The sequence below is a fragment of the Clostridium sp. BL-8 genome (genome assembly GCF_002006495.1).
GTDB lineage: Bacteria > Bacillota > Clostridia > Clostridiales > Clostridiaceae > Clostridium.
Genome location: NZ_LZZL01000010.1, coordinates 47,281 through 67,780, shown reverse-complemented (window position 1 = coordinate 67,780; position 20,500 = coordinate 47,281). Strand labels below are relative to the sequence as shown.

Here is a 20,500-nt window from a genome sequence, read left to right as displayed (position 1 = left end):
AGTTTGCATGTAAGGAGGGCATTTTATGGATTATTTAAAAAATCCTATGGGCATTGAAGAAAAGAGTTTTGAGATTATAGGGAAGGAAATGGGACCTAATTCATTTACAGATGAAGAATTACTTATAGTTAAGAGAACTATTCATACTACGGCTGATTTTGAATATAAAGATTTGGTAGAAATAAGTGAAACTGCAATTGAAACTGCAAAAAATATTTTTAGAAAAGGTGCTAAAATCTATACTGATACCAATATGGCTTTAAACGGAATTAATAAAATGGCTTTAGCTAAAACAAATAGTGAAGTAATTTGCTATGTTAATGAAGAAGTCGTACATAAGGAAGCTAAGGAAAAGAATATAACTAGAAGTATGGCAGCAGTGGAAAAAGCATGTAGTGATGATGTTGACATTTTTGTTTTTGGTAATGCACCAACTGCGCTTTTCAGATTAAAGGAATTAATTAAAGAAGGAAAAGCAAATCCAAAGCTTATAATAGCAGTTCCTGTAGGATTTGTTGGGGCTGCAGAAAGCAAAGAAAATATGGATGAACTTAATATTCCATACATAAGAGTTAAAGGAAGAAAAGGCGGAAGTACTGTTGCAGCAGCGATAATTAATGCTTTAATGTATATGGTAGTTGAAAGATAATTAGTGGGGGGTGATCTCTATGTTTGAAATGTATGTTGAAACTAACGGACAGAGATTGAGATGCGGATATACAACAGGTTCTTGCAGTGCAGGTGCTGCAAAGGCTGCAGCTATGATATTATTTAATAAGGCGGATATGCTTAAAGAAATTGAAATTATGTCTTCAAAAGGAATCAATATACAAATGCCTATAAAAGATATAGTAAAAAAAGATGACTATGTGGAATGTACTATTGTTAAAGATGGTGGAGACGATCCAGACAATACTCATGGAATTGATATAAAGGCAAAGGTTAGAAAGATTGATTATGAGATGGAAGAAGAAGATGCGGTTATTCTTAAAGGAGGAATAGGGGTTGGGATTGTGACCAAAGATGGACTATTTATACCAAAGGGAGAACCTGCGATTAATCCAGTGCCAAGGGTCATGATAAAAGAGGAAGTTATGAAGGTTTTGCCAGAAGGCGAGAGAGTTGAAGTTACAATTTCAGTACCAGAGGGAGCAGAAGTAGCTAAAAAAACTTTTAATCCAAGACTTGGCATTGAAGGAGGAATTTCGATTCTTGGTACAACAGGAATAGTATACCCAATGTCAGAAGAAGCCCTTAAAGCATCAATAAATTTAGAAATTAAGCAAAAAGCATTAAATAATGAAAGACTGGTATTAACTTTTGGAAATTTAGGCGATAATTATTGTAGGAGCCTTGGTTTTAAAGAAGAAGAAATTGTCAGCTGCTCAAATTATATAGGCTATGCATTAGAAAGTTGTGTTTTAGCTAATGTTAAATCTATTGTTATGGTTGGACATATAGGAAAGATGACCAAAATAGCCTACGGATGTTTTAATACTCATAGTAAGGTAAATGGAGTAAGGCTTGAAGTAATTGCCCTAGAGCTTGCCCTTCTTGGATATGATATTTCCCTTGTTCAAAAGGTACTAGAAGAGAAGACCTGTGAGGGGGCAGTAAAGATGCTTGGAAAAGGATATGATAAGCTTTATGAAAATATCGGTAATAAAATAGTTCAAAAAATGAGTGAATATGTTTATGGTCAATTGAAGGTTGAAGCTATTATGTATTATGGAGCAGTAAATCCAGTCCTTCTTTGGAAATCAGGAGGGATAGTGTAAAAATGGTTTATATCGTAGGTCTTGGACCTGGACATAAAGATTATATTATGCCTAAGGCACTTGAAATAATGAAAAAATCTGATATTATAATAGGGTTCAAAAGAGCAATAGATTCTTTAGAATTTATTAATAATGATAAATTATACATAAGTAAATTAAGTGATATTGATGAGGTTATATTTAGTGAAAAATATAATAGTATTTCAATTGTTGCATCAGGAGATCCAACTTTTTATGGAATAACTAATTATATAAAAGGAAAATATCATTCTGAAATTGAAGTAATACCAGGAATAAGCTCTTTTCAATATTTAACCTGCAAATTAAATATGCCATGGAATGAGGCATATTTAGGAAGTCTTCATGGAAGAAAACAAGAGTTTTTAAATATTGTTAAAAAGCATAAATTAAGTATTTGGCTTACAGATAAGGAAAATAACCCGACTGTATTATGCAAAATTTTATCTGAGGCAGAAGTAAAATGTAAAGTTATTATTGGAGAAAATTTATCCTATGATGATGAGAGAATAAATGAAGGAAATCCAATGGAATTTTTAAATAAAGATTATAGTGCATTAAGTATTTTCATTGTTAATAGAGGGTAGAGAAAGTTAGTTTTTAAGTGTGTAAATTAAAGGAGGTGACTTCATGTCTTTTATAAAGGATGAAGAATTTATTAGAGGGAAATGTCCAATGACAAAAGAAGAGGTAAGAATACTTTCGATTGCAAAATTGAACATAAGAGACGATTCTTTAGTTCTAGATGTAGGGAGTGGGACTGGGAGTATCACGGTTCAAGCTGCTAAAATTGCAAAGAATGGTAAAGTTCTTGCCATAGAAAAAGATGAAGAGGCTTATAAAGTCACGCAGAGTAACGTTGAAAAGTTTCAATGTAATAATATCAAAATTATGAAAAGTGAAGCAGAGAAAGTATTAGATTCATTAATTTACGAAGACTTGAAATTTGATTCCATATTCATTGGTGGAAATGGAGGGCATTTGGAGGAGATATTACTTAAAGCAAATGCTATTTTAAAAAAGAGTGGGACTATAGTTATGAATTTTATCACTTTGGATAATGCATATAGAGCAATTGATATTATGAAGAACTTAAATTATAAGTTAGAAGTTTCATTAGTTAATATAAGTAAAAATCGTGAAAATACTTTGATGATGATTGCGCATAATCCAATATATATAATTCAATGCATAAGAAATTAAAGTACAATGCTTAGAAACATAACTGTAATTTATATAATTTAAGGAACGGTAACTAATAATTATTTAATAAAATATAAATAGACATAGAGTGGTTACTTAGGAAGAGAGGAATTAAATTAATGGCGATATTATATGGGATAGGTGTAGGACCTGGAGATGCAGAACTTCTAACAGTGAAAGCGGTTAAAGCACTTGAAAAGTGTCAGGTTGTGGTCGCACCTTCAGCTGAAGAAGATGGAGAAAGTATTGCACTTGAGACAGCTAAGGAATATATAAAATCAGGTACAGAAGTAGTTATAAAACATTTTCCAATGGGAAAAAAAGATAGAGTAATAAAAGCGTTAGAAGCCTATGAATTCATAGAAGCAAGGCTTAGAGAAGGGAAAAATGTCGCATTCTTAACAATTGGAGATCCTTATGTTTATAGCACATATAGTCATATGTTAAAGCATGTTAGAGATTGTGGTTTTGAAGTTCAGACAATTCCGGGGATAACATCTTTTTGCGCAGCAGCAAGTTTAGTAAACAGGACTCTAGTAGTTGGAAATGAACGCTTAGTAGTTATGCCGGCTGCAAAGGTAAAAGAGATAACAGATGAAAAATATGTTGTAATAATGAAAGTATATAAGCATGAAGAAGAAGTACTGGACATTTTAGAAGAAAAGGGTTTTGATTATGTTTATGCAAGCAGAGTAGGAAGAGAAGGTGAAACGGTTCTAACGGACAGGGAGGAAATACTGAAACTTAGAGACTATATGTCGTTAATTATAGCAAACAGAAACTAAGACAATGCTCAATTAACAGTTTACGGGAAAATCTTTTGGAGATTCTTTAAAATATATTTTAGAAATTGCGGAGCAATTTCATCAATAACTGTAAACTGTGCATTGTAAACTGAAAGAAGAAGGGGAGTTGGAAAAATGATTTATTTTATAGGTGCAGGTCCTGGGGCAGTAGATTTAATAACTGTTAGAGGACGTGATTTATTAGAAAGAGCAGATGTTGTAGTTTATGCAGGTTCATTGGTATCTAAGGAACATTTAGAATACTGCAGGCCAGATGCGCAAATTTATAATTCTGCAAATATGACATTAGAAGATGTAATGGAAATAATGACAATGGAAGAGCAAATGGGAAAATTAGTTGTTAGGTTACATACAGGAGATCCATCAATTTATGGAGCTATAAGAGAACAGATGGTTGAGCTTGATAGAGTAAGCATACCTTATGAAGTTGTGCCAGGTGTTAGTTCATTTACAGGAGCAGCTGCTGCAATAAATAGAGAATTTACTTTGCCGGGAGTATCTCAAACTGTTATTTTAACAAGGGTTGAAGGCAGAACTCCTGTCCCATCTAATGAAGATCTTGAAAAATTAGCGTCTATTGGAGCATCAATGGCGATTTTCTTATCTATATCAATGATTGACAAAGTTGTTGAAAAATTAAAAAATGGATATAAGAAGAATGTCCCTATAGCTATAGTTGAGAGAGCAACATGGCCTGATGAAAGAATAATAATGGGTCATTTAGATGATATAGCGGATAAGGTTAAAGAAAATAATATTACAAAGTGTGCTCAAATATTGGTTGGAGACTTTATTGATAGTGAATTTGAGAAAAGTTTGCTATATGATAAGAGTTTTTCACATATGTTTAGGGAAGCTGAGACTTCAGATAATGAATGAAGAAAAAGCTTTTAATATAAGTATAATTTGTCCTTCTCCAAGTGGAAAGAAAATAGCACTAAAGCTTCAAGAAAACTTAACTGCAAGACTTTATATAAAAGAGAAAAATAATGATTTACTAAGGCACAGCAGTAACTTTGAGTCAGAGATTAAGAATGAATCAGATGATAATAGAAAGAACACGTATATATATGGTGAGGATTTTAAGTTAAGTAATGTTACAAAGGAAGCTATGAGTAATTCAAAAGGAATTATTTTTATATCCTCAACAGGAATTGCAGTAAGAGCAATTGCACCTTTTTTGAAGGGGAAGGCTGAGGACCCAGGGGTTGTTGTAGTAGATTTATCTGGGAAGCATGCGATAAATATTTTAAGCGGTCATATTGGTGGAGGGAATGAACTTACTCTTAAAGTAAGTAAAATTCTAAATTCTATGCCAATTATAACTACAGCAAGTGATAATATTGGTTTAACTGCACCAGATATAATAGCAAAAGAAAATAATTTGATAATAGAAGATTTAAAAAAAGCGAAATATATATCATCATTACTTATTGATAAAAAGGTAATTGGAGTAAAAGATGATTATAACTATGTTAAGTTTAATGAGGGGTATGAAAAAGTAGAAAAGCTAAGAGAGGATTGTATCTGGATAACTCATAATTTACAAGACATTCCAGCTAAAGAGGTGAATTATTCTAAGGTATTAAGACTTATAAAAAGAGATTTGGTACTTGGAATTGGCTGCAAAAAAGGTACACCGTATAACGAATTAAATAAATTTATTTGTAGTAGTTTAATTGACTTTAATTTAGATGTAAAGGCGGTTGCAGCGATAGCTTCAATAGATATAAAAGCAAATGAAGAAGGAATTGTTAAATTAGCACAAAAATTAAACTGTCCTTTTAAAACCTTCAATAGAGAAGAGATAAAAACTGTAGAGGATAATTACGATAAAAGTGAATTTGTATTTAAGACTCTTGGAGTGACAGGGGTTTGTGAGCCATGTGTGGAACTTGCAGGAGCTAAGGTTATTATAAGTAAGATAAAGCATAATGGAATGACTTTAGCTATAGGGGTATTAGAAGGCTCTGTAATTACGTAATGGATTTATAGTCAGAATATGACTGAAAAAGAAAAGATGTGTTATAATGTGAGTATACTTAATATAAATTTAGTTAATATATTCATAATTTTAGGGGGAAGGAATTTATGACCATTTTAGATTTGCTAAGTAGGATGAACACAGGAAATAATTCAATGGAAAAGGCACTAGAAATAATTAAAGATGATTTTATAAGCTTGATAAATGATAATTATGAATTAGTGGTTAATGAAAAGAAAGAATTAAATGTGAAGATTCCTAGTTTAGAAAAGAGAGATGAATATGTGTATGACAGCATAACTGAATATCCATATCCATTAGTGATGTGCATGAGAATTCAAGAAGTGAAAAATGTTGAAGTATATAATTTAATATTATCAAGATTTATGGAATTTTATAAGGACAAGCTTGACTTGTTTTTAAAAGATGTAAATTCAGTTGATAAATTAAAGGAAAATATAGTGAGAACTAAAAGGCATATAGATAATACTACTTATGCATCAATATTTGTAGGGGTTATTGGTGCAATAATATTATGTGTATTTAAATTGTCTGAAACAGTTAGGTATATGTCAATATTAGGGATTATATTGTTTTTTATTTTTGCGTTAATATTGCAGGTTACGAAAGAAAATCAAGTTAAAAAAGTTATAGATGCATATTTAAGTATAATAAAAACAGAATGGTATAAAAAAGAATTATATAAACAATATGCGTTTTTCTGCAATTTTATAGAGCAAGAGTAACTTATACAGTAACTTACCGAAATTTCATATGCCTGTTCCACAAAAATGTATGTAATTTCTGGTTTAGTGATCTCATTTAAGTCTAAAAAATTAAATGTTAAAAATGTACTACTAAGAATATATCCTCAACAATGTTAATTATTATTGTTGAGGATTTTTATTTTATATGAATATTAATCATAAAAAATCAAATACTACAAAAGTAGAAATTATATTATTTAGGGAGGTGCTATTTATGTTTGAACATAAAAAACAATTATTAAGAGATGTAAAAGTAGAAAGAATAAATCCACAGTATGCTGTATTAATGCAGGAGCAATTAGGTGGAGGTAATGGAGAGCTTAAGGCGGCAATGCAATATATTTCTCAAAGTTTCAGAGTAAAGGATCCCGAAATAAAGGACTTATTTCTAGATATTGGTGCAGAAGAACTTAGCCATATGGAAATGGTAGCACAAACAATTAATTTGTTAAATGGACATGAAGTTGATAATAGAAAAGTTGAAAATGGTGAAATTGAAACTCATGTATTAGCAGGATTATCACCTGTATTAATCAATTCATCAGGAGAACCATGGACAGCTAATTATGTGACTGTTACTGGCGATTTAGTTGCAGATTTGTTATCGAATATAGCTTCGGAGCAGAGAGCTAAGGTTGTATATGAATATTTATACCGTCAAATTCAAGATAAAGAAGTAAGAGCAACAATCGATTTTCTACTTAATAGAGAAGAAGCACATAATGCATTATTTAGAGAAGCGTTAAATAAAGTGCAAAATACCGGTTCAAATAAAGATTTTGGTGTTACAAACGATTCTAAGCTTTATTTTGATTTGTCTACACCTGGACCTTCACATAAGTCACCAAGCCCAACTCCAGCAAGCTTTGAATCTCCTAATAAGGAAAATGATAGAGTATTAGTACATAAGTAATTTATTTAAAAATAGCATCTGTAAGTTTACAGGTGCTTATTTATTTAAATATGTTTCTTTTATCATTTGCAGGGAAATTGAAAAGAATGGATGAATTTTATAAATATAGGTGTAAAAATATAGGAGATTAGCATATATGAGGATTGTTGGTATTTAGTAAAAGTGCTATAATTATGTTATATTAGGGGAAGATAAAGGGGGAAAGGTTTGCAAAAACCGAAAAAATATGAAAAGTAGAATTTTAGCACTTATGTTAGCAGCTGTAATGGTTAGTTCTGTACCAGTATTTGCAGCACCGAGCAATGAACAGTTAGATGCATCAAGACAAAAATATGCTGAAATCGAAAATAAGATCAAGGATATTGAAAATCAAATTTATGACTTAGATGCGCAAATGGAAACGCTTCAGGCAACTGTTGATAAAAATAAAACGGAAATACAGAATATCAATATATCTACTGAAAACACTAAAAAGGATATTGAACAGTGTAAGAAAGATATTAATGATTTGGATTTAGCTCTAGGGCAAAGACTTAAAGGAATGTATAATTCAGGTAATTTAGAATTTAACTATTTGAATTTTGTACTTAACTCTGATTCAACAAGTGACCTTTTTACAAGAGTGCAAGCTATTACAACTCTAGTTGGAAAGGACAAGTCATACATAGAAAATATAGATAATAAGAGAAATGAACTAAATGAAAAGGTAAAATCCTTAGACGATAAGAAAGCTCAAATAAATAAACTTAATGATGAAGTGCAGGATAATTTAAATCAATTAACAGAAAAGAAGAAATCTGAACAGGAATTGGCAACTCAGGCTAAAGAAGAAAAGGATAAATTTGATTCTCAATATTTATCGCAATTAGAAAGAGATGCGGTAAAGTATCAATTTGATGTAATAGATAATTCCAATAGTTCATCAGCAGATATTCAGGCAGCAATTGACCAATTGACTAGTATGAGAAATAGTCAAATTAAGAGTCCAATTGTTACTAAAGAAATCAATGATGAAATACAAAAAGGAAAAACAGCAGCTGCTAAGAAGAAGAGTGAAGAAGCACAGGCGGCAGCACAAGCAGCATCACAAGCAGCCGCTGCTGCAAAATCAAATAGCCAAAAATCAACGGCTCAAAAGTCTAGTTCATCGGTGGCAGCACCATCAGCAGGAAAGGCTCAGGCAATTTTAAATGAAGCATATAAACATCTAGGTGCGTCTTATGTATGGGGTGCAACGGGACCAAGTACATTTGATTGTTCAGGATTCACACAATATGTTTATGAGCATGCTGCGGGAATAGATATAACAAGAACAACATATACACAAATAAATGTTGGACAACCTGTAAGTGAGGATCAGTTACAACCAGGAGATTTAGTATTTCCACATACAGGCCATGTTGGTATCTATGTTGGAAATGGACAAATGATTCATGCGCCTCAAACAGGTGATGTAGTTAAAGTAGGTCCAGTATTCAGTTTTTATGCAGCGCGTAGAATACTTTAAGTTAGGCACAGTAAAAATGGAGTAGATTATATAACTATTAAGAATAGAATTAATTTCAATGAAAATTAGTAAAACATAAAAAAGACTGGTCACATGATTGTGGCCAGTCTTTTTTATAGCTAGAAATTATTTTTCTATTCTTTTTAAAGTTACATAATTATGTTTACCTACAAATAAAGGTACATTTTCAATATCTACATCGCTAGTCTCGAGTCCAAACCATTTTGCTGGAGAAACGGTATATCTTTTTATAAAAAGTTTGGCTTTAAGTATTAGCTCATCCCAGAAATTTAAGCTTGACTCATAAGAAAGATGCTCTTGAATTATGGTAAAACGGAAATCACCAACTTTTCTATCAGGCATAGTAGTATAATTTCTAGACTGAATTTGTATTTCTCCACTCTCAACTAATTCGGTTGAAATTTGACGTAAAAAAACATTTAATTTTTGTTCAACTCTGAAGCCGAGTTTTATTTGGACCTTGACTAAATAAGAAGTTCCAAATGTGTCTACTTTATATTCAGCACCATAAGGTTCATCAGTAACTACAATATTAACGAACCAGTAAACATCAGCTCTTTTAGGCCTCTTATCTAAGATAGAATACATTATTTTTCTTTCAATCTGGCTTTCTTTATGGCAGCTGGTTAAATATACAAGATTTGTTGTATATTTAGGGCGGTCAGTATCTTGACGTAGTTGATTTAATATTTTTTTATAATTTTTAATTGGAACATTTTCAATTAAACGCATTTTTATATGATAGCCTTTAATCCATATATACATTATAGATAAAATAGCGAAAGCAATTAAAACGGTTATAAATCCACCATGCATAAATTTAACTATATTTGCTAAGAAGAATGAAAATTCAAGTATGCCGAAGAATATAAGTACAAACAGTGCAATAACCAAAGGAGTTTTCTTTTTTAGCAAATAATTGAATAAGAGAATAGTTGTCATAAGCATTGTTACTGTAATTGCTAAGCCATAAGCAGCTTCCATATGTGCAGAGCTTTTAAAATAAAGAACTATACCAATACAAACAATCCATAAAAATTTATTAACTGCAGGTAAATAGAGTTGTCCTTTAGATTTTGATGGATACATAGTATGTAATATAGGGAATAAATTTAATTTAATTGCTTCAGACACAAGTGTAAATGATCCTGAAATTAATGCCTGCGATGCTATAATTGCTGCAAGGGTAGAAATTATTATACCATAAATCAAAAAGCTTCTTGGAATCATTTGAAAAAATGGATTTAAGTCTTCAATTCTCATAATTTCAGGGTTCTTTTTAGCCCATAAAAGCCAAGCACCTTGTCCAAAATAATTTAACAATAAGCATATTTTAACGAAAGGCCAGGAACCATAAATGTTTTTCTTACCAACATGTCCAAGATCTGAATAAAGAGCTTCAGCACCTGTTGTTGCTAAGAATACACTACCCAGAATAAAGAAGCCTGCTTTATTCTCTGGACTTAAAAGTATTTTAATTCCATAGTATGGAGAAAGTGCACGTAGCAATGTCCAATCATGAGAAAGCCCTATTATTCCGAATATAGCTAATGAGGTAAACCAAATAAGCATAACTGGACCAAACAATTTACCAATAAAATCAGTTCCAAAATGTTGAATAAAAAATAAAGCACTTATAATAGCTATTACAATTACGACAACATCATTTTGGTTATTTCCAAAAACGTGGTTAAAACTTGGAATAAGATTTAATCCTTCAATTGCTGATGTAACAGTTACAGCTGGAGTCAACATACCATCAGCAAGCAATGCTGATCCACCAAGCATCGCTGGAATAAGAAGCCATTTTCCTTGATTTCGTACTAAGGTAAAAAGAGAAAAGATTCCTCCTTCACCTTTATTATCTGCATTTAATGTAAGTGAAACATATTTTATTGAAGTTAAAATAGTGATTGTCCAAAAAACCAGAGATAAGACTCCTAATATAAAGTTCTCAGATATATTTGGTAAGCCGTCATTACTATCAATAACTGATTTCATTACGTATAGTGGTGAAGTACCAATATCGCCATAAACTACGCCGAGTGCAACAGTAATACCTGCTAAGGAAAGTTTTTGAATAGTATTTTGTTTTATATTTAATCTCATTTTAAAATCTTCCTTTTCTATATACATAGTATTATGAATTTTTGTTTATTTTACGAACTTTTGTGATTTTTAAAACTTTATTTGGTAATAATTTCTATAGTTATAAAATCAATAAGAGAAACTTAAAAGTTATATCATGAGTTACTTTTAAAATAATATCTATGATATAACTTTTAGAAAAACAAGTCAAATTGTCTTTATCATGAAGATAAGAGGAATTATTATAGAATTTCTAAGAATAGGAACCATACACAGAAGGATTCTTCATTTTACTATGTATGGCTCCTATTATCTAAATATTTATATGTAAATAACCAGTCAAAAACATTTATTATTTTGATGTTCTTTTTAATTTTATGCTATCATCTATTCCTACAAAAAAAGGAACATTTTCAACATCAACTTCACTAGTTTCAAGTCCAAACCATCTTTCAGGGGTAACTGTATATCTCTTTATAAATAATTTAGCTTTAAGTATATATTCATCCCAAAAGTTTAATTTTGATCCGTATGAAAGCCGTTCTTGAATTAGAAGGAAACGAAAATCTCCAAGCTTTCTTTCAGGGATTGTAGTATAGTTTCTGGATTGAATTTGTACTTCTCCACTTTCAACTAACTCCACTGAAATTTGACGTAAAAAAACATTTAGTTTTTGCTCTACCCGAAAACCAAGTTTTATTTGGACTTTGACGATATATGATGTTCCAAAAGTATCTACGGAATATTCTGCAATGTAGGGTTCATCAGTAACGATAATATTAACAAACCAGTAAACATCAGCTTTTTTAGGCTTTCTATCTAAGATGGAATACAATATTTTTCTTTCAATTTCCTTAGGTTTGCTGCTACTAGTTAAACATACAAGGTTTGTTGTGTATTTGGGACGATCGTTATCCTGACGTAACATATGTAACTGTTCTTTATAATCTTCAATTGGCACATATTCTAATAAACGAATTTTAATATAATAACCTTTAATCCAAATATACATAATAGATAGAATGGCTAAAGCTATTAAGGCTGCTATAAATCCACCATGCATGAATTTGACAATGTTGGCTAAAAAGAACGAGATTTCAATTATACCAAATAAGATAAGTATAGATAATGCAAAGAGAAAAGGAACCTTTCTCTTTAATAAATAATTAAATAAAAGAATGGTTGTCATGATCATTGTAACAGTAATTGAGAGTCCATAAGCTGCTTCCATTCGTGTTGAGCTTTTAAAATAAAGAACTATACCAATGCAAACAATCCATAATATTTTATTAACAGAAGGCATATAAAGCTGTCCCTTAGACTTAGATGGATACATAGTATGCAATCTAGGAAATAAATTTAATTTAATTGCTTCAGAAACAAGAGTAAAAGAACCAGAAATTAAGGCCTGTGAAGCAATAATTGCTGCAAGGGTAGAAATTATTATGCCGAAGAGCAAAAAATAATGTGGAATTAATTGAAAAAAAGGATTCAAATTATCTGCGTTAAGAAATTCAGTTCTTTTCCTAGCTGATAGTATCCAGGCTCCTTGCCCGAAATAATTTAATAATAAGCATACTTTAACAAAAGGCCAAGAACCATAGATATTATTTTTCCCAACATGCCCAAGATCAGAGTAAAGAGCCTCTGCACCTGTTGTTGATAAAAATATACTCCCGAGAATAAAAAATCCTTGTCTATTTTCGTTGCTAAAGAGAATTTTGAATCCGTAATATGGAGAAAGGGCACGTAATAAAGTCCAATCATGAAAAAGTCCTATAATTCCAAATAATGCTAAGCACAAGAACCAAATAAGCATAACAGGACCAAACAGTTTTCCAATTATATCAGTTCCAAAGTGTTGAATGAAAAAAAGAATACTTATAATTACTATTACAATTATAATGATGCTATTTTCATTAGAACCTAAAGTAGTTTTAAAGCTGGGGATCAAATCCAATCCTTCAATAGCAGAAGTTACAGTTACGGCTGGGGTTAACATTCCATCAGCTAGAAGTGCAGAACCGCCGATCATAGCGGGAATAATAAGCCATTTCGCGCGATGACGAACTAAGGTAAAGAGAGAAAAAATACCTCCTTCGCCTTTATTATCTGCATTTAAAGTTATAGCAACATATTTTATTGTGGTTAATGCAGTAATAGTCCAAAATATGAGAGATAAGACTCCAAGAATAAAGCTTTCAGATATGTTTTTTAGACCGCCATTACCCTGGAGAATTGAGTTCATTACATATAGAGGTGAAGTACCTATATCACCATAAACTACACCAAGAGCGATGATGACACCACTTAGGGTGAGTTTGTTAATATCATTCTGTTTTAAAGTTTTATTCATATTCAGCCTTCCTTTATAGTTATAGTTTGCTCCCACATTAGGTATAATAAAATTCTTTAAATATAGTAAAACACTTCTTAAAAATTAATAAAACTATAATAATAATTTAAACCATTATTTGTGGAATCGATTTAGTATTTCCATTTAAGGATTCAAATATGTTTGCGGTTTACTTAAAAATAAAATTCGAAGCTTTAAACATTGTAGAAAAAATTTTTGAGCAGATAGAAATAGAAAATAATAATAAATTATAAAATCAATTATTATTGTAATACTATTATTGAAAGCAATAATTATATTTAGGCATATTCATAGAGTCATTAAATATGGTTAATGAATTTTGCCTTACGAATATGTATTTAATGAGGAGGAATTAATTATGAACCAAAATAATGAAGGAGATAAGTTTAAGCATATAATGAGTGTAGGAAATTTCACTAAACATGCTGTAGAAAATTTTGAAGAAAATATAGTGAATCAAAAAGATTATTTAGAGAAAGTTAAAAGCAATGAAAAAGCTAAAGATTTAGAATGATATGCATTAGCATAATACTTATAGTGTTATGCTAATGCATATCATGTATTTAATGAATTAAGTTTTTTAGAGGTGAGAGAATGGAAAATATAGCAGGATTTTATTTAATGCCGCATCCACCAATAATAATACCTGATATAGGGAGAGGCGAGGAGAAAAAAATTGAGCAAACAACTTTAGCATGTAATGAAATAGGAAGGGAAATAGCGGATATTAAACCGGAGACTATAATCGTTATAACTCCCCATGCTACAATGTTCAGTGATGCTATAGCTGTATCGGATGAAGAAAGAATTTCCGGAGATCTAAGTCAATTTAGATGCACTAATATAAACATGGATATTGCAATAGATAAGGAATTTAATATACAGCTTGGGACAGTATGTCATCTAGAAGGAATTCCGTCAGTACTTGTAGATACAAAATTATTAAATAGATATAATGTTAATTATGAATTAGACCATGGAACTATGATTCCTTTATATTTTGTAAATAAGTATTATACGGATTATAAGTTAGTCCATATTACTTATTCTATGATAGGAGATATAAATTTATATAAATTTGGTATGGAAATAAAGAATGTGGCAGGGAAATTAAATAGAAAAATTGTGATTATAGCTAGTGGAGACTTATCTCATAAGCTGAAGGAAGAAGGTCCATACTCTTATTCACCTTATGGAGAAAAGTTTGATCGCGAACTATTAGAGGATCTTGAAAAAGGTGATGTTATTGGAGCTTTTAATTTAAATAAAACTATGATTAATGAAGCAGGGCAATGTGGCTTGAATTCTATTTATATACTTCTTGGAGCTATGGAGGGCAAGGAAATAAAAGGAGAACTATTATCTTATGAGGGAACTTTTGGAGTAGGATATGGAGTAATGAAACTAAAAAGGCTGAATGCAGATAAAAGCTATTTAAATGAATTAATAAAACATAAAGAAGAGAATCTTAAAAAGAAATTAAATAACAGTAATCCTTATGTTAAGCTTGCTAGAGAAAATTTGAACTATTATTTTTCTCATGGGAAAAGTATAAGTAATATTTCAAATTTACCAGAAGAGCTTTTAAAGGAAAAGCATGGAGCTTTTGTATCTTTAAAGAAATTTGGTAATCTCAGAGGATGTATAGGAACCATAGCACCTACAACAAATTCTGTGGCAGAGGAAATAATAAGAAATTCTATAGAAGCAGCTATGCATGATCCTAGGTTTCCAGCAGTTTCAGAAGAGGAAATGGAGGATATAGACATATCTGTAGATGTACTTATGGATTCAGAATCATGTAATAAAGAAGATTTAGATCCTAAAAAGTATGGAGTTATTGTATCTTCAGGTATGAGGAGAGGTCTATTACTTCCAGATTTAGATGGTGTGAATACTATAGAGAAACAATTAGAGATCGCATGTGATAAAGGAAATATAGATTTTGATGAGAAGTATAAGATAGAAAGATTTGAAGTCATAAGGTATAAGGAAATATAATTTGTTAAGTAGCTTAGAAATTTAAAATGTAAATTATGGAGGTTTAATTTTAAGTAATAATATCAAAGTAAATAAACCTCCATATTAAAATACAAAGATAAAATTTGTATCAAACCAAGTTCATGATTACGATATTAGTCAAAAAACTGAGATAGACCTATCACAATCATTAATATACCAGCTAAAATAGTAGGTTTATTTCCAAAATTCAATTTAGAAATAAATTTTAAAGCATAGTTTCCAAAGGAAAATATAGCTAAACTTATTAGAAAGTATGGAAATGATATCATGAATGGGCTATAACCGATTAAAGCAGAACTAACTGAGCTGCTTACATCATCAAGTGCTAAAGCAACACCTACAGATAAAGCCTCTTTATAGCCTATTTCTTTAATTTTATCTACAGAATTATCTTTTTTATTATAAAGTGATCTATAGATCATATTTATACCCATTAATATTAATAACAACATACTGACAATAGTACATTCACTATCACTAAGAAAATGAGATATAAATTGACCAGATAAAGAGGCTATAAAAGAAACAATAAAAGCGAGAAACGCTATTAAAATATTTTTAGGTAGATTTACTTTTATGCCAGCTACGCTATAAGCTATACCTACCCCGAAATTATCTATACTATTAAGAATTGCTATTATAAATAAATATAGTAATTGCATAGAATTCACCCCCTTTAATCATCTAAAAAATAAGATTATATTTTTTAGATATATAAATAAATTAAGTAAAATTAGAATGTAATCAAGGTAAGTAACGTTTTTCTTTGAGGATGTTAGTCTATGCTTTTTATACATTATATGTAGGAGAATATACTATGTTATAAAACATGTGGAATAATTATTAATAGAAAAGAAGGAACTTAATTAATTAAGGATGGTGGAAAAATTATGGATGTTAAAATACCGTTTTATGAAGAGGAAAAAGATAATATTAGGTGTAAAATATGTCCACATAATTGCATTATAGCTGAAAATAAATTTGGAGTATGCAGAGTGAGAACAGTAAAATCTAATAGTCCTGTTGCGGTAAATTATGGTGAAGTAACTTCAATGGCGGTTGATCCTATAGAAAAAAAGCCACTATATCATTTTAAACCTTCAAAGGAAATATTATCTATTGGAAGCTTTGGATGTAATATGACCTGTAGTTTCTGTCAAAACTATGAAATATCTCAAGGGAAACCTAAAACTCAATACGTAAATATAGAAAAGCTGCTTGATATTATTAAAAAGTTAGAAAACAATGCTGGAATTGCATTTACTTATAATGAGCCTTTCATGTGGTATGAATATATGTATGATACAGCGAAAAGTATAAAAGAAAATTATTCGGATACTAATGTTGTAGTAGTGACTAATGGATATATTAATGAAGAACCACTTATGAAGTTACTTCCATATGTTGATGCTATGAATATTGATTTAAAAGGATATACTAATAGATACTATAATAATATCTGTGGTGCAAAACTGGAACCAGTACTAGAAACAATAAAAAGATGTAATGACCATTGTCATGTGGAAATAACAACCCTACTTGTAAGTGAAGAAAATGACTCCATAGAAGAAGCTAGGCAGATAGCAGAATTTATAGCCAGTGTTAATGAAAATATTCCTCTTCATTTAAGCAGATATTTTCCAAGATATAAGATGGAAAACGAAGCAACAAAAGTAGAAATTATAAAAGAAGCTCAAAATGAAGCTAAGAAATACTTAAAATATGTTTATATAGGGAATGTGCAAGGAGTAGATAATAATACCTACTGCCCAAAGTGTAATGAACTTCTTATTGAGAGAAGTGGATACTATACTAAAGTGTTCATGAAAGATAATAAATGTGAAAAGTGTGGTGAAATTATAAACATAATAATTTAGAAATAATAGATTAGAAGTTATAAATTTAAATTGAGTTTTTTATTTTCGAGGTTTAAATAAAATTAGCCAAATTTATCATTTGACTAATTTTACTTAATAAACATAACAGGTTTTATACAGATAATTATATAAATTAATTTTAATTCAAATATTAGTATCTAAGAAGAATACATGAAGCGACGACTCCTGCACCAACTGTCCATAGTATGACATTATCTCCACGTTTAATTTCATTGCGAGATATTGATTCTGATAGAGCAAGGAATGGACTTGTTACGCCAGTATAACCAAATTTATCTCCCACAAAAGGAAATTTCTCAGCTGGTTCTTCAAGACCCTGCATAATTAACTCGATATTTTTCTTCGCAAATTGAGATAAACAGTATAATTTTATATCATTTTTGCTTAAGTTATTTCTAGCAAGTATTTCATTTACAGAATCTATGCAGCTAGCAAAAGCCTCATCTGTATCAAAGTCAATCCATTCAATAATTCTATTATGTTTCTCCTCATATTCATCCATAGGAAGAAATTTGGAAAAACCACTAGGTGGAAAGTTTATGTATTCACATAGTGTGCTATCTACATAAGAAGAACTATCAATGAAGTCTGAGGTAGTATCGCTTGTGTTTTCAAGTAAAACTGCACATGCAGATTCTCCAAAATTTGAATATGTTATTGCTTCATTTTTTCTGGAGTACCTTACTAATTGATCAGATCCTACAACTAAGGCATATCTTATATTACAATCAGTTTTCATTACTCTGCTAACTTGATTTACTGCAGTTATCATACCTGAGCAATTTCCATTCATATCATATGCATTTGATTTTTTACTTAAGCCTAAGGCATTATGTATTTTTACAGCATTTGTAGGAGATAAAAATTCAGGAGTAGTAGAAACGAAAACTACTAAATGAATATCGTTAATATCGACATTAGAATTTCTTACTACCTTTTTTGCTGCTTCAATAGCCATAGTTAATGAATTTTCATGAAAATCATCTGAGATATATCTGTTTTTTCGTCCTGTTACGTTAAGTAGCCCTGAGATATCAGTGCCTTGCTGTGAAAAGTGGTTTAAGAAATAGTCATTTGAATACTTTGTATCTGGATGATAATATTCTATTTTGTTTATTTTTACATTCATCCTATAATACCCCCTAATAATAAAAGTTTTTAAAATACATTAAAGGATAATTATACCACAAAAATTGGCGAAAGATTACATAGAATCAAAAAATAAGTAATAATAAATATAATTTAATTTAAATATTCAATTGCAAGCGTGTAATAAATTTACGTAAATGCTTGAAAATGATCTATTTAGTAACAAAAAATGATAAACATGGAGAATTATATGATATAATAATTAAATAGCGGGAAATATTTATTAAAGTTAGACGAGAATATTTTAGATTAGTCCAAGTTATATAGGGAAGATATAAGGGGGAAAATAAATGGATTACAAAAAAAATATAGAAATAAAAAATAAGATATTACTTTTAGGTTTTTTTCTTTCAGTAATATTAAGAACGATTTTTGATGTTTTCTTAAAAGTGGAAGCAAGAGCTATATTTATGTTATTAGGGGTGTCAATTCCATTACTTTTAATAGGCTTAATTTTGATGAAAAAGAAATTAATAATTCAAGGTATGTATTATTCTGTACCTATGTACATTATCGTAATTTGCATAATGTTTATGTCTGAGCCTAATTTAGCTAATTTTATACTTATTTATTATAGTCTTATAGCTATAAGTGTATATCAAGATTTGAAAATTATGATTATAGAGGCAATAGCAAGTGTATGCTTTATATTATATGCATTTATTAATTATAGAACTACATTATTCGTATCAGTAGATTATACTGAATTGGCATTCTATATATTATATGTTTTAGCAGGCACAGCAATATTATCAGTTAATGCTATTATTTCAAAAATTATTTATAGAGATCAGGAACAAAATCATAAAATTATAGAAGAGGCAAAGGGTAAAGCAGAGACTTTATTAGGCAGAATATCCGATACTATAAAAGTTTTAACTACTGCTAATATTAAAATTAAAGACGGAATTTCTGCAACAGCTCAAATAACACAAGATATTACAACTTCAACTAGTGAAGTCGCAGATAGAGCAAGTAGGGAAGTTAATATAATGAATGATATGAAAACATCAATGAGCCTTGGTGTTGAAAAAGTAAAAGAAGTTACAAATGCAACTAATTTAATGTCACAGTTATCTATTTCAACAGGAGAGGTTATAGAAAAAGGTAATAAAACAGTTGGAATATTGACTACTGAAATGGATAAAGTAAATGACAATATTATGGATGCAGTGAAATTGATAAATGAATTAAGTGATGAAAATGCAAAAATAATGCAGATAATTAGTACAATAAATGAGATATCAGAGCAAACAAATTTATTAGCATTTAATGCATCAATTGAGGCAGCAAGAGCTGGAGAACATGGAAAAGGATTTGCGGTTGTTGCAGAAGAAGTTAGAAAACTCGCAGAGGACTCTAAGGTTTCTACAAGTCAGGTAGAACTAATATCAAATAATATATTAAGTAAGACAAAATCAGTATGTGAACAAGTTTTAAATGAGCAAAAATCCATTGAATTATGTAGCAAACGTACTAATGATGTTAAGGAATTGTTTGCTAATGTATATAATAATAATTTGAATGTACTAGATCATTCAAAAAATGTCAGCTCACAATCTTCAGCATTAGAAGAATCGGTAACAAGTGCATTACATTCGGTAAATACTATAAGTGAAGATGTAGAAACTACGGCAGCAGCCATAGAAGAAATTTTTGCAGCCATTGATGAACTTAATAATGGAGTGTCAAATATAACTAGTAGTTATAATGATATAGACAATATATGTGATGAATTAAATTCATTGCAGCTTTCAAATGAATAATGAAAAAAATTACTTTTAATTTGTAAAATTTAATAGGAAATATTTTAATGTAATAAAAGCTTCTAAAAATTAAGGTGAAATTTTAGAGGCTTTTTGCTTTTCTTGAAGTATAGAGAAGATCTAAATTCAATCCTAATATATTAATTATTTAACTTATAAGTGGTATACTTTCAATAGAGAATACCAAGAATAATTTACTTTAA

General features: G+C 30.0%; 18 protein-coding genes. 14 read left to right on the top strand and 4 right to left on the bottom strand.

Annotated features, from left to right (window positions below):
* Nucleotides 1-25 precede the first annotated feature (25 nt).
* From CLOBL_RS04605 to CLOBL_RS04560, 10 genes are all read left to right on the top strand, one after another.
* Nucleotides 26-649, top strand: coding sequence for a precorrin-8X methylmutase (locus tag CLOBL_RS04605; protein ID WP_077857943.1), 624 nt, complete (start codon nt 26-28; stop codon nt 647-649).
* 19 nt (nt 650-668) lie between these two features.
* Nucleotides 669-1,778: a cobalt-precorrin-5B (C(1))-methyltransferase CbiD gene (gene cbiD, locus CLOBL_RS04600; RefSeq protein WP_077857942.1), complete on the top strand. Its 1,110-nt coding sequence runs from the start codon at nt 669-671 to the stop codon at nt 1,776-1,778.
* Nucleotides 1,779-1,780: 2 nt separating this feature from the next.
* Nucleotides 1,781-2,383 carry a precorrin-6y C5,15-methyltransferase (decarboxylating) subunit CbiE gene (cbiE, locus tag CLOBL_RS04595; protein ID WP_077857941.1) on the top strand — a complete coding sequence of 201 codons (603 nt, stop codon included), beginning with the start codon at nt 1,781-1,783 and terminating at the stop codon, nt 2,381-2,383.
* A gap of 43 nt (nt 2,384-2,426) precedes the next feature.
* Nucleotides 2,427-2,999, top strand: coding sequence for a precorrin-6Y C5,15-methyltransferase (decarboxylating) subunit CbiT (gene cbiT / locus CLOBL_RS04590; RefSeq protein ID WP_077857940.1), 573 nt, complete (start codon nt 2,427-2,429; stop codon nt 2,997-2,999).
* 119 nt (nt 3,000-3,118) lie between these two features.
* The gene (locus CLOBL_RS04585; protein ID WP_077857939.1) at nt 3,119-3,784 is read left to right on the top strand and encodes a cobalt-factor II C(20)-methyltransferase; all 666 of its coding nucleotides are present in this window, start codon (nt 3,119-3,121) and stop codon (nt 3,782-3,784) included.
* A 135-nt stretch (nt 3,785-3,919) separates the two neighbouring features.
* Complete coding sequence (cobM, locus tag CLOBL_RS04580; RefSeq protein ID WP_077857938.1) at nt 3,920-4,684, top strand: precorrin-4 C(11)-methyltransferase; 765 nt, start codon at nt 3,920-3,922, stop codon at nt 4,682-4,684.
* Nucleotides 4,677-5,789, top strand: coding sequence for a cobalt-precorrin 5A hydrolase (gene cbiG, locus CLOBL_RS04575; RefSeq protein ID WP_077857937.1), 1,113 nt, complete (start codon nt 4,677-4,679; stop codon nt 5,787-5,789). Before cobM ends, cbiG begins: the two co-directional genes overlap by 8 nt.
* Before the next feature lie 107 nt (nt 5,790-5,896).
* On the top strand, nt 5,897-6,535 hold the full coding sequence (locus CLOBL_RS04570; protein ID WP_077857936.1) for a hypothetical protein: 639 nt from the start codon (nt 5,897-5,899) through the stop codon (nt 6,533-6,535).
* Between the two features lie 235 nt (nt 6,536-6,770).
* Entirely contained in the window at nt 6,771-7,469 is a 699-nt protein-coding gene (locus CLOBL_RS04565) for a manganese catalase family protein (protein ID WP_035301733.1), read from the top strand.
* A 226-nt stretch (nt 7,470-7,695) separates the two neighbouring features.
* Entirely contained in the window at nt 7,696-8,976 is a 1,281-nt protein-coding gene (locus CLOBL_RS04560) for a C40 family peptidase (protein WP_077857935.1), read from the top strand.
* A 126-nt stretch (nt 8,977-9,102) separates the two neighbouring features.
* On the opposite strand, the gene CLOBL_RS04555 is transcribed toward CLOBL_RS04560, so the two are convergent.
* Together CLOBL_RS04555 and CLOBL_RS04550 are read right to left on the bottom strand one after the other, a co-directional pair.
* Nucleotides 9,103-11,106: a KUP/HAK/KT family potassium transporter gene (locus CLOBL_RS04555; RefSeq protein ID WP_077857934.1), complete on the bottom strand. Its 2,004-nt coding sequence runs from the start codon at nt 11,104-11,106 to the stop codon at nt 9,103-9,105.
* Nucleotides 11,107-11,437: 331 nt separating this feature from the next.
* A complete protein-coding gene (locus CLOBL_RS04550; protein ID WP_077857933.1) occupies nt 11,438-13,441 on the bottom strand; it encodes a KUP/HAK/KT family potassium transporter in 2,004 nt (667 codons plus the stop codon).
* Nucleotides 13,442-13,820: 379 nt separating this feature from the next.
* Here CLOBL_RS04550 and CLOBL_RS27870 point away from each other — a divergent pair, with 379 nt between their 5' ends.
* Nucleotides 13,821-13,976, top strand: coding sequence for a hypothetical protein (locus CLOBL_RS27870; protein ID WP_009169488.1), 156 nt, complete (start codon nt 13,821-13,823; stop codon nt 13,974-13,976).
* Between the two features lie 80 nt (nt 13,977-14,056).
* Nucleotides 14,057-15,463 carry an AmmeMemoRadiSam system protein A gene (gene amrA, locus CLOBL_RS04545; protein WP_077857932.1) on the top strand — a complete coding sequence of 469 codons (1,407 nt, stop codon included), beginning with the start codon at nt 14,057-14,059 and terminating at the stop codon, nt 15,461-15,463.
* Between the two features lie 134 nt (nt 15,464-15,597).
* On the opposite strand, the gene CLOBL_RS04540 is transcribed toward amrA, so the two are convergent.
* On the bottom strand, nt 15,598-16,146 hold the full coding sequence (locus CLOBL_RS04540) for a manganese efflux pump (RefSeq protein WP_077857931.1): 549 nt from the start codon (nt 16,144-16,146) through the stop codon (nt 15,598-15,600).
* 228 nt (nt 16,147-16,374) lie between these two features.
* Here CLOBL_RS04540 and amrS point away from each other — a divergent pair, with 228 nt between their 5' ends.
* Nucleotides 16,375-17,361, top strand: a complete 987-nt coding sequence (gene amrS, locus CLOBL_RS04535) for an AmmeMemoRadiSam system radical SAM enzyme (protein ID WP_077857930.1) — start codon at nt 16,375-16,377, stop codon at nt 17,359-17,361.
* A 151-nt stretch (nt 17,362-17,512) separates the two neighbouring features.
* Here amrS and CLOBL_RS04530 read toward each other — a convergent pair whose 3' ends face one another.
* Complete coding sequence (locus CLOBL_RS04530) at nt 17,513-18,511, bottom strand: 3-oxoacyl-ACP synthase III family protein (protein ID WP_077857929.1); 999 nt, start codon at nt 18,509-18,511, stop codon at nt 17,513-17,515.
* A 310-nt stretch (nt 18,512-18,821) separates the two neighbouring features.
* Here CLOBL_RS04530 and CLOBL_RS04525 point away from each other — a divergent pair, with 310 nt between their 5' ends.
* On the top strand, nt 18,822-20,297 hold the full coding sequence (locus CLOBL_RS04525; protein ID WP_077857928.1) for a methyl-accepting chemotaxis protein: 1,476 nt from the start codon (nt 18,822-18,824) through the stop codon (nt 20,295-20,297).
* Nucleotides 20,298-20,500 lie beyond the last annotated feature (203 nt).

What these genes read in the sequence shown, in the direction of transcription:
- cobM (WP_077857938.1), top strand. Translation starts at nt 3,920, where the DNA reads ATGATTTATTTTATAGGTGCAGGTCCTGGGGCAGTAGATTTAATAACT.
- cbiG (WP_077857937.1), top strand. Translation starts at nt 4,677, where the DNA reads ATGAATGAAGAAAAAGCTTTTAATATAAGTATAATTTGTCCTTCTCCA.
- CLOBL_RS04525 (WP_077857928.1), top strand. Translation starts at nt 18,822, where the DNA reads ATGGATTACAAAAAAAATATAGAAATAAAAAATAAGATATTACTTTTA.
- cbiD (WP_077857942.1), top strand. Translation starts at nt 669, where the DNA reads ATGTTTGAAATGTATGTTGAAACTAACGGACAGAGATTGAGATGCGGA.
- CLOBL_RS04570 (WP_077857936.1), top strand. Translation starts at nt 5,897, where the DNA reads ATGACCATTTTAGATTTGCTAAGTAGGATGAACACAGGAAATAATTCA.
- CLOBL_RS04530 (WP_077857929.1), bottom strand. Translation starts at nt 18,511, where the DNA reads ATGAATGTAAAAATAAACAAAATAGAATATTATCATCCAGATACAAAG.
- cbiT (WP_077857940.1), top strand. Translation starts at nt 2,427, where the DNA reads ATGTCTTTTATAAAGGATGAAGAATTTATTAGAGGGAAATGTCCAATG.
- CLOBL_RS27870 (WP_009169488.1), top strand. Translation starts at nt 13,821, where the DNA reads ATGAACCAAAATAATGAAGGAGATAAGTTTAAGCATATAATGAGTGTA.
- amrS (WP_077857930.1), top strand. Translation starts at nt 16,375, where the DNA reads ATGGATGTTAAAATACCGTTTTATGAAGAGGAAAAAGATAATATTAGG.
- cbiE (WP_077857941.1), top strand. Translation starts at nt 1,781, where the DNA reads ATGGTTTATATCGTAGGTCTTGGACCTGGACATAAAGATTATATTATG.
- CLOBL_RS04555 (WP_077857934.1), bottom strand. Translation starts at nt 11,106, where the DNA reads ATGAGATTAAATATAAAACAAAATACTATTCAAAAACTTTCCTTAGCA.
- CLOBL_RS04605 (WP_077857943.1), top strand. Translation starts at nt 26, where the DNA reads ATGGATTATTTAAAAAATCCTATGGGCATTGAAGAAAAGAGTTTTGAG.
- CLOBL_RS04585 (WP_077857939.1), top strand. Translation starts at nt 3,119, where the DNA reads ATGGCGATATTATATGGGATAGGTGTAGGACCTGGAGATGCAGAACTT.
- CLOBL_RS04560 (WP_077857935.1), top strand. Translation starts at nt 7,696, where the DNA reads ATGAAAAGTAGAATTTTAGCACTTATGTTAGCAGCTGTAATGGTTAGT.
- CLOBL_RS04550 (WP_077857933.1), bottom strand. Translation starts at nt 13,441, where the DNA reads ATGAATAAAACTTTAAAACAGAATGATATTAACAAACTCACCCTAAGT.
- CLOBL_RS04540 (WP_077857931.1), bottom strand. Translation starts at nt 16,146, where the DNA reads ATGCAATTACTATATTTATTTATAATAGCAATTCTTAATAGTATAGAT.
- CLOBL_RS04565 (WP_035301733.1), top strand. Translation starts at nt 6,771, where the DNA reads ATGTTTGAACATAAAAAACAATTATTAAGAGATGTAAAAGTAGAAAGA.
- amrA (WP_077857932.1), top strand. Translation starts at nt 14,057, where the DNA reads ATGGAAAATATAGCAGGATTTTATTTAATGCCGCATCCACCAATAATA.